This window comes from Blautia sp. CGZ-1-C1 (assembly GCF_056504575.1).
Genome location: NZ_JBWLUT010000090.1, coordinates 29156 through 41701 on the forward strand (window position 1 = coordinate 29156; position 12546 = coordinate 41701).

The 12546-nt window shown below is 38.3% G+C and carries 11 protein-coding genes and 1 pseudogene; all 12 read left to right on the forward strand.

Annotated features, from left to right (window positions below):
* Window positions 1-221 precede the first annotated feature (221 nt).
* The 12 genes and pseudogenes from AC058W_RS07415 to ureB (AC058W_RS07470) all read left to right on the forward strand — a co-directional run bounded on the left by AC058W_RS07415 (window position 222) and on the right by ureB (AC058W_RS07470) (window position 12397).
* Window positions 222-1793 carry an amidohydrolase family protein gene (locus AC058W_RS07415; protein WP_118411228.1) on the forward strand — a complete coding sequence of 524 codons (1572 nt, stop codon included), beginning with the start codon at window positions 222-224 and terminating at the stop codon, window positions 1791-1793.
* A gap of 35 nt (window positions 1794-1828) precedes the next feature.
* Window positions 1829-2275: a hypothetical protein gene (locus AC058W_RS07420; protein ID WP_479389906.1), complete on the forward strand. Its 447-nt coding sequence runs from the start codon at window positions 1829-1831 to the stop codon at window positions 2273-2275.
* Complete coding sequence (locus AC058W_RS07425) at window positions 2184-3251, forward strand: YfcC family protein (protein WP_479389907.1); 1068 nt, start codon at window positions 2184-2186, stop codon at window positions 3249-3251. Before AC058W_RS07420 ends, AC058W_RS07425 begins: the two co-directional genes overlap by 92 nt.
* Before the next feature lie 43 nt (window positions 3252-3294).
* Window positions 3295-4266 carry an SIS domain-containing protein gene (locus tag AC058W_RS07430; RefSeq protein WP_025577721.1) on the forward strand — a complete coding sequence of 324 codons (972 nt, stop codon included), beginning with the start codon at window positions 3295-3297 and terminating at the stop codon, window positions 4264-4266.
* A 59-nt stretch (window positions 4267-4325) separates the two neighbouring features.
* The gene (locus AC058W_RS07435) at window positions 4326-5186 is read left to right on the forward strand and encodes a PfkB family carbohydrate kinase (RefSeq protein WP_025577722.1); all 861 of its coding nucleotides are present in this window, start codon (window positions 4326-4328) and stop codon (window positions 5184-5186) included.
* Window positions 5187-5490: 304 nt separating this feature from the next.
* A complete protein-coding gene (locus tag AC058W_RS07440; RefSeq protein ID WP_479389908.1) occupies window positions 5491-6417 on the forward strand; it encodes an SIS domain-containing protein in 927 nt (308 codons plus the stop codon).
* A 123-nt stretch (window positions 6418-6540) separates the two neighbouring features.
* Entirely contained in the window at window positions 6541-7377 is an 837-nt protein-coding gene (locus AC058W_RS07445) for a sugar phosphate isomerase/epimerase family protein (RefSeq protein ID WP_118411231.1), read from the forward strand.
* Window positions 7378-7401: 24 nt separating this feature from the next.
* Window positions 7402-8883 (forward strand): ABC transporter permease subunit, encoded by a 1482-nt coding sequence (locus tag AC058W_RS07450; protein ID WP_118411232.1) that lies wholly within the window; start codon window positions 7402-7404, stop codon window positions 8881-8883.
* Window positions 8876-9598, forward strand: coding sequence for an amino acid ABC transporter ATP-binding protein (locus tag AC058W_RS07455; RefSeq protein ID WP_118411233.1), 723 nt, complete (start codon window positions 8876-8878; stop codon window positions 9596-9598). Before AC058W_RS07450 ends, AC058W_RS07455 begins: the two co-directional genes overlap by 8 nt.
* Window positions 9599-9985: 387 nt before the next feature.
* Window positions 9986-10288, forward strand: coding sequence for an urease subunit gamma (gene ureA, locus AC058W_RS07460; protein WP_117844345.1), 303 nt, complete (start codon window positions 9986-9988; stop codon window positions 10286-10288).
* Between the two features lie 14 nt (window positions 10289-10302).
* Entirely contained in the window at window positions 10303-10662 is a 360-nt protein-coding gene (ureB, locus tag AC058W_RS07465; RefSeq protein ID WP_479389909.1) for an urease subunit beta, read from the forward strand.
* Window positions 10663-10674: 12 nt separating this feature from the next.
* Window positions 10675-12397: pseudogene (ureB, locus tag AC058W_RS07470) on the forward strand (urease subunit beta).
* The last annotated feature ends 149 nt before the right edge of the window (window positions 12398-12546 follow it).

Sequence of the window (12546 nt, forward strand, 5' to 3'; positions counted from 1 at the left end):
AAAGGTTATATTGAATAAAAAGAAGGATTTCAAATCTTGTTTTCAGCACAGAAATATACTCTGAAAATGAGAAACGGAAATCCTTTTTTTGTGTGTTATAGACAAAAAAATAAAGAATAAAATATCAAGAATTCACAAAGTTATGATTTGCCCAAAAGATCATATTGTATTATGACGTTATATGATGATATAATACAAACCAAGAAAGGAGGACGTGATAAATGAAAAAAAGATTTTCAAAAGTGATTATTGCAAAACATCTTTTTGACGGTATAAATGAGAAAGATTACGAAGGATATCTGTGTTTAAGTGGAAATCATATTGTCGAAAAAAAAGCAGGAAAACCTGAAAAAGATATTTTGGATCAGGCACAGGAAGTTCTTAATTTCAGGGATGAACTGGTTATGCCGGGAATTACAGATACTCATACATTTTTTACCGGATATGCAATTTATCATGTAGGAGCAGATTTTTCGAAAGTGACAGATAATGAAGAGGGATGCTGTATTCTGAGAAAATATGAGCAGAAGAGACATCCGGAGGGAGCATTACTGGGGCATGGATGGAATCCGGAGATGTGGGACAGGCAGAACGGAGAAGAAATGCTGGAAGAGAAATTTCCAAATAAAGCGGTGATCATTTTTTCGGCAGATCGTTCCTGTTGTATTATGAATCAGAAAGCCAGAAATATTTATCAGTTTTCGGCAGAAACATGTTATCCGGAAAGCTATTACCGCATCATGAGAGAATATCTGAATGACCGGGAATTTATTAAAAAGGAATTTTCAGATTATATGAAAATGATGAATTCCAGAGGGGTAACTACTGTAAAGGAAATGGGATTTGATGACTTCTATGGATTTACAGATTATCTTAAAGAACTGGAAGATTCTGAAGATCTTAATCTGAGAACCTTCTTTATGTCACAGCCTGTAGGTGAAGGAATGAATCTTGTTTATGCCCGCAGAATGAGAGAGCAGTTTACAGGAAATAAGATTCGTTTCAGTGGTTTTAACCGGATGACTGATGGTACGATTGCTTCTTATAAGGGTGATTTAAAAGAGCCATATGAAAATCAGGATTTCTGCTGTAAAGATCCGGTTCCATATGAAGAAATTGAAAAAGACGTTCTGGCAGCAGATGCAGAAGATTTCAGATGGTCTTTACATGCACAGGGAGATGGTGCAGTAGGAAAAATCACAGAAATTTATCAGAAATGCAAGAAGGTTCAGGGAAAGCTGAAAAACAGACATGCAATTACAGATATGGAGTTTACAGATCCAAAGGATTTGGAAATCCTTGGTCGGATTGGGGTAACAGCAGAATTATATTTTCAGATTATGTCACTGGATCCGGCAGATGTGCTGATTAATAATATTAAACAGACGATAGGTGCAGAGCGTGGAAAATATTACTGGAACCGCCGTAAAATGCAAGACAGTGGAATGAATTTAAGTGGTGCCACAGATTTACCGTTACTGCTTACCAGTATACCGGAATCTATCTATTATTCCTGTGGAGGATACATGGATGGACGTGCTGAAGCATTTCAATCAGAAAATACTCTTACTGTACCGGAACTTCTGAAAGCATGGACAATCGGTGGACAGAAAAATCTGGGTATGGAAGAAGTGCTTGGAACGTTAGAAGAAGGGAAACTGGCAGATATTACTGTGTTTGACAGAAATTTACTTGAAATTAATCCGGTAGATGCCAGGGATGCAAGGGTTGTAATGACAATCATGGACGGAAGAACCGTTTTTACAGAAAAAAGTCAGATAGAAAAAAATTGATCTGACAGAAAACAATAAGAAAAGGGGAAGGTAAAATGGAAGAAAAGAAAAAATTCAAACTTCATATGCCACATGTGCTCACATTGATTTTTTTCCTGATCATTGTAGTGGCAATACTTACATGGATTCTTCCAAGTGGTGAGTTTGAACGAAAGGTAATAGAAACTTCTGCAGGAGAAAGAAGTGTAGCAGTAGCAGGAACTTATCATTCGGTAGATAAAGTTCTTGAAGATGGAACAAATTTAAGACAGGGAATTGCTCAGGTACTTATGGCACCTGGAAAAGGAATTCAACAGATGGTAGAGGTTCTTGCATTTGTCTTTATTATCGGCGGTGTATTTCAGATTATGGCCAAGACTAATGCACTGAATATAGGGAATTCAGAAGATTGTGAAAAAACTTGGAGTAAAAGAAATTCTGATCATACCGATTCTAATGGTTCTTTTTGGATTAGGTGGAAGTACCTTTGGAATGTCAGATGAGTTGATTCCATTTTATTTGTTGATCATGCCAATTATGTTTGCAATGGGATATGATTCCATGACTACTTTTATGACAGTCTGCTTATCTGCAACAGTTGGTTATGCTGCATCTACAGTAAATCCGTTTTGTGTATTGATTGCACAGGGCATTGCCGGGATTCAGGGAAATCCACAGCTGGTATTTAGAATGCTCCAGTTTGCGATTATGATGGCTTTGGTTATTGCTTTTGTAACCTGGAGAGCATTTAAGATTAAGAAAAATCCTGAAAAGTCTATTACGTATCAGGATGATCTGATCAAGAAAAAAGAAATGAATACGGATATTGATTTTAATCAGGAAATGACAATCCGTCAGAAGTTGGTGCTCCTCACTTTTGTGATCGGAATGGTCATAGTGGTAGTAGGACTTGTAAAAAATGGCTGGTATATGAATGAATTATCCATGTGCTTTCTGGGAATGGGAATCCTGATGGGAATCTTTGGTGGTATGAATGAAACAGAAATAGCAGAAGAGTTTATCAATGGTGTAAAGGATATTGCATTTGCAGCTATGGTAATTGGCTTTTGCAGTGGAATCATGGTAATTGCGCAGGATGGAATGATTATTGATACTATTTTAAATGCATTAAGTGGACTGGTAGAAAAATCCAATAATGTTGTTTTCTCAGCAGTGATGTATGTGGTTCAGTCTTTACTGACGTTGTTAGTACCGTCCTCCTCAGGACTGGCAGCATTATCTATGCCAATCATGGCACCTTTATGTGACCTTCATGGTGTAAATCCGGAAGCGGCAGTTACAGCTTTACAGTATGGAAATCAGTTGACAAACCTTATGAGTCCGGTAGCAGGGACAACAGTAGCAGGGCTTGCAATCTGCAAGATTTCATTTGGACAATGGTGGAAAACTATCTGGAAAATGTTTTTGATCATGGCGGTTATAGCAATTGTATTCTGTACAATTTCAGCAGGATTATAGAAAACTATAAAATAAAAAATATAAATAAAAGGAGATTATTAAAATGAACAGACCAGAAGAATTAATCAAAAAAATCTATGAAGAGCAGGGACAGATTAATGATGTATTTTTTACAGCATGTGGAGGTTCTTTAGTAGATCTTTATCCAGGATTCTATTTTATCAATGCAGAATCAGAAACTATGCACTCTCATTGGCTTACAGCAAAAGAGTTGATTGTATCCCCATCCAAATTTCTGAAAAAGGGTGCACTTGTAATTCTTTGCTCTCATGGTGGTAATACAAATGAAACTGTAAATGCAGCGAAACTTGCCAAAGAACGTGGTGCGGCAGTGATTACTATGACACATAATCCAAATTCTATCTGTGCACAGGAAGATATGAATCCAGTCGTATATAGCTGGGAAGATGATACAAATGAAAAAGAAAGACCGCAGGGAATTGTAATGCGTGTTCTTAATGAACTGATGAAGTTACAGGAGCCATCTTATACAAAATATGAAGCTGTACTGGATGGACTTGAAAAAGCTGACGGTATTGTCCGTGCAGCAGTAAAGAAAGTACAGAACCGTACATGGGTATTTGCTGAGAAATATTTTGAAGAGCCGTTCCTTTATATTATGGGCTCTGGTGCTTCTTATTCACAGGCATATGGTTTCTCTATCTGTTCTCTTCAGGAAATGCAGTGGATGGATTGCTGCTATCTGCATTCCGGCGAATATTTCCATGGACCATTCGAATGCACAGATGAAGACCATCTCTACATTCTTCTTATGGGAACAGGTGCAGCCAGAGTTATGGATGAACGAGCACTTACTTTCCTGAAAAAATATGGAAAGAAATATGAAGTAATTGATGCTAAGGAACTGGGAATTGATGCAATTGACGAAAGCGTAAATGAATATTTCTGCCCAATGGTATTCTATGCAATGTCAGTAGCATATCGTACAGGTTTACAGGACAAGAGAAGACATCCTCTTGATATGAGAAGATACATGGGTGTTGTAGAATATTAATATTCTTTCGTAACAAGTCTGGCAGATATGAATCTGCCAGATAAAAAAGGAGAAGAAAAATGGTAAAGTATAATACAAAAGTATTGGGATTTGGTGATAATGTAGTTGATCTGTATGAACATTCTCATATGATGTATCCAGGCGGGAATTGTGTAAATCTGTGTGCATATTCCAAAATGTTTGGTGTAGAGAGAGCTGCATATATGGGATATTTTGGAAGTGATGACATTGCAGAATTTGTAATTTCAGTATTAAATGAACTTGGAATTGAAACTGTAAAGTGCAAACAGTTGGTAGGAGAAAACGGATGGTCTAAATGTACACTTCGTGATGGAGACCGTATATTTGGGGATTATAATGAAGGTGGAGTAAGAGGAAAGACTCCGTATATTCTTGACCGTTTTGACCTTGAATATATGAAAGAATTTGATTTTGTGCATACGGGAAATTATTGCTATACAGAATCACAGCTGAAAGTTATGAAAGAGGCTGGTATAAAAATTTCCTTTGATTTTTCTGATGACTCTTCCAAAGAATATTATGAAAAATATGCACCATACATTACATATGCATTTTGTTCCTTTGACGGAGATGATGAAGCAGCAAAAGAACATCTGAAATTTATTCATTCCCTGGGACCGGAGCTGGTATCTCTTACCAGAGGTTCTAAAGGCTGCATTATGTATGATGGTGAACAGTTTTATACACAGCCGGCAACACTTATTGACAATGTGGTAGATACAATGGGTGCCGGAGATTCTTTTCTGACTTCTTTTATGGATTGTTATATTGATCAGCTGAAAAGAGGAACTGACAGACAGGAAGCAATCCGTACTTCTTTAAAGGAAGCTTCTAAATTTGCAGCACATGTATGTACACTCAATGGTGCTTTTGGATACGGAAAACCATACGAGGATTAGTACAGCGAATATTAAGTAACTGCTATATTGACTTGTCTGATTTCTCATCTGCGGCGTTGTCGTCAATCGCCGTAGCCACCGCTACGCCTCATTCCTCCGCCTTGCAGCTGAAGAAATCATCCTGCGTCAATATAACAGAAACTTAATTTTCGCTGTACTAGAAATATAATATATAAAGCAAAAGATAAAGAGGAGAAAATATATGCTGTACCATGGAAATGCAATGGATTACATATATGAGACTCCTGGTATCCTGCAATACATATTGGAACATAAGAAGGAAATTCTTGAGGACAGCAGCAGAGTGCTGAAAGATAAGAAAATATCAGAAATTTACCTGACAGGTTCAGGATCTTCTTATAATGCAGCAGTAGCTGTAGCCGATTTTGCAAAGAAATTACTGGGTATACGGGTTACACCTGTATACCCAGTAATGCTTATAGAGGATTATGAATTTATTTCAAAAAGCGCAGTGGTAACAGGAATTTCACAACAGGGAACCAGTGCAGCAGTCATAAAGGCACTGGATGATGTTAGAGAGCGCGGCATTGTCACAATTTCAATGACCGGTGAATATGATACGGAAATTACCAGACATGCAGATGCTAACATATATATTGAATGTGGTTATGAAGATGCTGGTGCAACAACCAAAGGTTTTACGGCAACAGTATTGACTTTGATGATATGGATTATTGATACTGCCGAAAGCATTGGAAGGATTACAGAAAAAGAAGCTGAAAACTATAAAAAGCGAATAGATGCTGTAATAAAGAATATGAAAAATGTTCTGCAGATAAGCAAACTCTGGTGTTCAGAAATATCAGAGAAACTAAAGGATAATGAAGATATGATACTTATTTCCGGTAATAAAATGAGGAGTTTGCTACTGGAGGGAATATTAAAATTTTCTGAGACTTGCAGATTTCCGGTGAGGGGATATGAAGCAGAAGAATTTATGCATGGTATGTATAATGCTGTCACTTCAAAAACTAACTTTTTATATATTTTTCCACCCAATGGTTATGAAAGAAATCGAATGGGAAAATTGTTCGATTATTATACAAAGCAGGGTTACTGTTTATTTGGAATTAATTCCGCTTTGGCAGATGAAAATACAAAATATATACTGAACTGTACGTTTACAGACGATCTTGAGTTTTCAATTCTGGAATATATTCTGCCTGTACAAATGTTGTTTGTTATGACATCACAGGCAAGAAAGAAGTAGATTTGAATATTCCGTCAGATCCTGATTTTCATAGATATATGGGTAGTAAACTGGAAAAATAGGAAATTATATAGGTATTATTGAACTATGAACAGGCAGCAGAAGAAAGCATGGAGGATAAAAATGGAGAAATTAATCAACAGAGAACAGTTGGCAGGTATGAATATTCATTATTTATTTTATTCATTGGAATATTTTCTTGATGCACAAAAAGAAGCCGGATTTAAAACAATTGAATTATGGCCTGGAACACCGCATTTCTTTTTAAGCTATGTAGAATATTCTGACTGTAAACATGTCAGAAAACTTCTTGATGAAAGAGATTTGACTGTGAAGGTGATTACACCGGAAAATTGTACATACCAATATCAGTTTGCTGCACAGGAAAAAGAGCAGTTTGAAAAAAGTATGGCATATTTTAAGAAAGCGCTAGATGCCGGTGAAGAATTGGGTGTAGAAACAATGGCAATCAATTCAGGATGGGGATATTGGAATGAAGACAGGGAGGAAGCCTGGAAACGTTCAAGGGAAATGCTGTCTGTTTTGGCAGAATATGCCAAAACAAAAAATATTCGACTGGCAATGGAATCTCTTCGTCCACAGGAATCCAACCTTGCTACTACGGTATATGATGTAAAAAGAATGCTGGATGAGGTAAATCATCCAAATCTGAAAGCGATGATTGATACCACAGCAATGGGAGTTGCCGGTGAAACAATTGATCAATGGTTTGATATACTTGGAGATGATATTATCCATATGCATTTTATTGATGGAAATCCGTATGGTCATCTGATTTGGGGGGATGGAACGCATAATCTTGAGGAGTTTCTGAAGGCAGTCAATCGTCATGGATATAAGGGGTATCTTGGACAGGAAATTACAGAATTTGACTATTTTGAAGATCCGGCTAGAGCAGATAAACGGAATATGAAAGCATATGAAACATTTATACGCTAAAACTCATATTATAGGAGATCAGCTATGAGTGATAAAATGAAAATAAAAGTTTTTTCATGCATCATGCTTACTCTGCTTTTCTTATGTGCATGTAGAACGCAGAGTGTCTATGCTAAGGAAAAGATAACTGTCGGAACGAATGCAGAATATGCACCGTTTGAATATCTGGACAGTGATGGAAATCTCACAGGTTTTGATTATGAACTTCTGGAAGCAATTGCCCAAGAAGAAAATCTGGAATTGGAATGGAAAGATATGCCCTTTGATTCTTTGGTTGGTTCTATGGAAACCGGAAATATTCAGATTATTGCAGCAGCGATAGGACCAACAAAAGAAAGGGAAAAAAGTGTAGATTTTTCGGATGTTTATTATACGGGATCCCAGAGCATTGTAAGCAGTCAGAAAACACCTTTGTATGATTTTGCTGAATTATCCGGGAAAAGAGTAGCAGTTTTGGAAGGATCCCAGAGTGATTTTATTGTATCCGGAGAGAATACAGACTATGGTGTTGTTGAAAATGCAACAGTTGTCCGCTTTAAGAACGCTGCAAGTGCAGTAATGGAACTGAAAAACGGAGGTGTAAATGCTGTCTTAATTGATACTATTATGGCAGAGATTTACTGCAGACAGAATGATGATATTGTTTATCAGAAAGTGGATGGAACGGAAGAGGATACAGTGTATTGTATTGAAAAAGGAAATACAGAACTTTTAAATACAGTAAATAAGGGACTGAAAAAGTTAAAAGATAATGGAGAATATGACCAGATTTATGAAAAATTTTTCTCAGGAGAAAATGATACAACGCAAGTTCAGATAGCAGATAACACAGGAATAATTGGAACTTTCAAATTTATTTTTCTGCAGGATAACCGTTGGAAATATTACCTGAATGGACTACAGGTTACGCTCCTGGTTTCAATCATGTCAGTACTTTTGGGAACTGTGATTGGATTAATGGCAGCAATGATAAAATTGAATGCCGATCGTAAGAAAAAAGAAACTGTATTGTCGAGGATTATCCATATATATGTAGATGTGATTCGTGGAACCCCTTCGGTATTACAATTGATGATCGTGTATTTTGCTGTCTTTCATAGCCGGTTGGGATATGTGGCAGCAGTTGTGAGCTTCGGGATTAACAGTGGTGCCTACGTGTCTGAAGTGATACGTGCCGGAATTATGGCAGTTGATAAAGGACAGCAGGAAGCCGGAAGATCTCTGGGACTTGGATATAAAGATACAATGAGATTTATTATTATTCCACAGGCTTTAAAAAATATTCTGCCTGCAATGGGAAATGAATTTATACAGTTGATTAAGGAGACTTCCATTTTGGGATATGTAGGTATTATGGATCTTACCAAAGCTTCCAGTTATGTTTCATCAAGAACCTATCAGATGTTTATACCATTGATAACTGCTGGAATTATGTATTATCTGATTGTGAAAATACTCTCTATATTTCTCGAAAAGATGGAAAGGAGAATGAGACAAAGTGATTAGTGTACATAATCTGAAAAAATCTTTTGGAAATGTGCAGGTTCTCAAGGGTATTAATATAGAAATACGAAAAGGTGAATGTGTCTGTATTATCGGCCCTTCAGGATCTGGAAAATCTACTTTTTTGAGATGCCTGAATCTTCTGGAGGTACCAGATGAAGGAGAAATTATTATAGAAGGGGAGAGCATTCTGGAAAAAAGGAAAGATATTGATAAATATCGAGAAAATGTAGGAATGGTATTTCAGCATTTTAATTTATTTCCAAATATGACAGTGCTGAAAAATATAACTCTTGCACCTGTAAGATTAGGAAAATGGAAAAAAGAGGAAGCAGATGAAAAAGCAATAGGACTGTTAAAGAGAATTGGGTTGGAGAAGAAAGCACTATCTTATCCATCAAAGCTTTCCGGAGGTCAAAAACAAAGGGTTGCGATTATAAGAGCACTGGCTATGAACCCTGAAATTCTTTTATTTGATGAACCAACTTCAGCATTAGATCCTGAAATGGTAGGAGAAGTACTTGATGTAATGAAGAAATTGGCAGGAGAGGGAATTACAATGCTTATAGTTACCCATGAAATGGGATTCGCCAGAGAAGTGAGTGATAGGGTATTGTTTTTTGATCAGGGAGCTATATTAGAAGACGGTTCTCCAGAAGAAGTATTTGAAAAGCCACAACATAAGAGAACGAAAGAATTTCTTGCAAAAGTTTTATAAAATTCGAGTTACAAAAAGAAGATAGTGTTATGGTTGGTGTAATGTAAAAAGAAACAAAAAATTCACAAAAAACATCTTGACCATCAAAGAAACACAAGTTATAATCCCCTATATAAAAATTTTCGTGCAAAGAGCAGACAATGGGGTCTGAGAAAGAATCCCATTGTCTGCTCTTTTTTGCGTACTACGAAGATTTTTGTTACTGTTCACACACCACTATCCCGCGAGGTGTTTTGGCATGAATATGCCAAAATCCCGAGACATACAAGCCAAAATTCCATTGCCGCAGGCAATCTGGAATGAATTTTGGCTATGTTACTGAGAACGGAGTGAACAGTAACAGATTTTTGCATATTATAATCCGCACAATTCGAGAGGAGGAATATCATGAGGCTGAATCCCAAAGAACAGGAAAAATTAATGCTTCATATGGCAGGAAATCTTGCAAAAGAGAGAAAGGAAAGAGGTCTGAAACTGAATTACGTGGAGGCACTTGCGTATATCAGTTCTGAACTCCTGGAGCTTGCAAGAGATGGTAAAACAGTGGTAGAGCTGATGCAGCTTGGAACCAAGATCCTTACAAAGGATGACGTAATGGACGGTGTTGCTGATATGATCAGTGAAGTTCAGGTAGAAGCAACATTCCCAGATGGAACCAAGCTTGTGACAGTACATAATCCAATTCAGTAAGGAGGAAAATGAGCATGAAAATCGGTGAAATTATGGCCGCAGATCGTGAGATCACACTTAATGAAGGCAAGAAAACAGTGACAGTAACAGTGGCAAACAAAGGCGACAGACCGGTTCAGGTCGGTTCTCATTTTCACTTCTTTGAAGTAAATAAATGCCTTTTTTTTGACAGGGAAAAAGCCTATGGATATCATCTGGACATTCCTTCAGGAACATCTGTAAGATTTGAGCCGGGTGAAGAAAAAGAGGTTCAGCTTACAGAAATGGGCGGCAGACAGAGAGTATTCGGACTGAATGACCTTACCCGCGCACAGGCAACTGACGATACAAAAGCAGCATCCATGGAAACTGCGAAATTAAAAGGATTTCTGTAAGGAGGGACAACAATGAGTACAAAAATTTCCGGAAGCAAATATGCGGCAATGTATGGCCCGACTACAGGAGATAAGGTACGTCTGGCAGATACAAGCCTTGTGATCGAGGTAGAAAAAGATTATACAACCTATGGAGACGAAGTAAAGTTCGGCGGCGGCAAGACAATCCGTGACGGTATGGGACAGTCTGTAAAAACCTGCAGCAAAGACGGAGATCTGGATACTGGTAATTACCAATGCATTGATCGTAGACTCCACAGGAATCGTAAAAGCAGACATCGGTATTAAAGATGGCAAGATTGCAGGAATCGGTAAAGCCGGAAATCCGGACATCATGGATGGTGTGACACCCGGAATGACAGTGGGTGCATCTACAGAAGCACTTGCAGGAGAGGGAATGATCGTAACTGCAGGTGGAATTGATACCCATATCCATTTCATCAGTCCGCAGCAGATCGACTGTGCATTATACAGCGGTGTAACTACTATGATCGGTGGTGGTACAGGCCCTGCAGACGGTACAAATGCGACTACCTGTACACCTGGACCATGGAACTTAAAAATGATGTTAAAGGCAGCCGAGGAATATCCGATGAACTTAGGTTTCCTTGGAAAGGGTAACTGCTCAGACGAAGCTCCTCTTATTGAGCAGGTCAAGGCCGGAGCTATGGGACTGAAGATTCATGAGGACTGGGGTGCAACACCTGCAGTTATCAATCACTGTCTGAATGTGGCAGATGAATATGATGTACAGGTTGCCATCCATACAGACACATTAAATGAAGGTGGATGTGTGGAAGATACACTTGCAGCCATCGGCGGCAGAACTATCCATACTTATCATACAGAGGGTGCAGGCGGTGGACATGCACCGGATATCATCCGCGCAGCAGCAGCTCCGAACGTACTGCCATCCTCCACAAACCCTACAATGCCATATACAGTAAACACTCTGGATGAGCATCTGGATATGCTGATGGTCTGCCATCACCTTGACAAGAGAATTGCGGAAGATGTTGCATTTGCAGATTCCCGAATCCGTCCTGAGACAATTGCAGCAGAGGATGTTCTTCATGATATGGGTATCTTCAGTATGATGAGCTCTGACTCTCAGGCTATGGGACGTGTAGGTGAGGTTATCACACGTACCTGGCAGACAGCAAGCAAGATGAAAGATGAGAGAGGTGCACTTCCGGAAGATGCAGGACATGACAATGACAACTTCCGTGTAAAACGTTATATCTCCAAATATACCATTAATCCGGCAATCACACACGGTATTTCCCAGTATGTGGGCTCTGTGGAAGAAGGTAAATTCGCAGACCTCGTTCTCTGGAATCCTGTATTCTTTGGTGCAAAACCGGATATTATCATCAAAGGCGGTATGATCATTGCATCTAAGATGGGCGATGCAAATGCATCCATTCCGACTACACAGCCGGTTCTCTATCAGCCAATGTTTGCAGCTCATGGAAAAGCTAAGAACGAAGCCTGCCTGACCTTTGTATCCCAGGCTGCCATGGATGAGAATGTAAAAGAGAAATACGGTCTTGAGAAAACTGTAGTACCTGTAAAGGGATGCAGAAATATCAGCAAAAAAGATATGGTATTTAACGACAGAACACCGGAACTGACTGTAGATCCGGAGACATATAAGGTCACTGTTGACGGTGAAGAGATCACTTCCAAACCGGCAGAGAAGCTTCCGCTGACACAGCTTTACAGTCTGTTCTAAACAATTTTAAACCATTACATTCTGGTTATCTGATCATAAAAATGATATTCGCAGGACTGTTATTTATGGAGTTTTGTGAGAACTTTTATAAGAACTTACCAAACAATATAATGACAGTCCTGTCAGATTTAACAGAAAAATATACTGAA

Coding starts and splice junctions, on each gene's coding strand:
- AC058W_RS07450 (WP_118411232.1), top strand. CDS start 7,402: ATGAGTGATAAAATGAAAATAAAAGTTTTTTCATGCATCATGCTTACT.
- ureA (WP_117844345.1), top strand. CDS start 9,986: ATGAGGCTGAATCCCAAAGAACAGGAAAAATTAATGCTTCATATGGCA.
- ureB (WP_479389909.1), top strand. CDS start 10,303: ATGAAAATCGGTGAAATTATGGCCGCAGATCGTGAGATCACACTTAAT.
- AC058W_RS07415 (WP_118411228.1), top strand. CDS start 222: ATGAAAAAAAGATTTTCAAAAGTGATTATTGCAAAACATCTTTTTGAC.
- AC058W_RS07435 (WP_025577722.1), top strand. CDS start 4,326: ATGGTAAAGTATAATACAAAAGTATTGGGATTTGGTGATAATGTAGTT.
- AC058W_RS07420 (WP_479389906.1), top strand. CDS start 1,829: ATGGAAGAAAAGAAAAAATTCAAACTTCATATGCCACATGTGCTCACA.
- AC058W_RS07430 (WP_025577721.1), top strand. CDS start 3,295: ATGAACAGACCAGAAGAATTAATCAAAAAAATCTATGAAGAGCAGGGA.
- AC058W_RS07445 (WP_118411231.1), top strand. CDS start 6,541: ATGGAGAAATTAATCAACAGAGAACAGTTGGCAGGTATGAATATTCAT.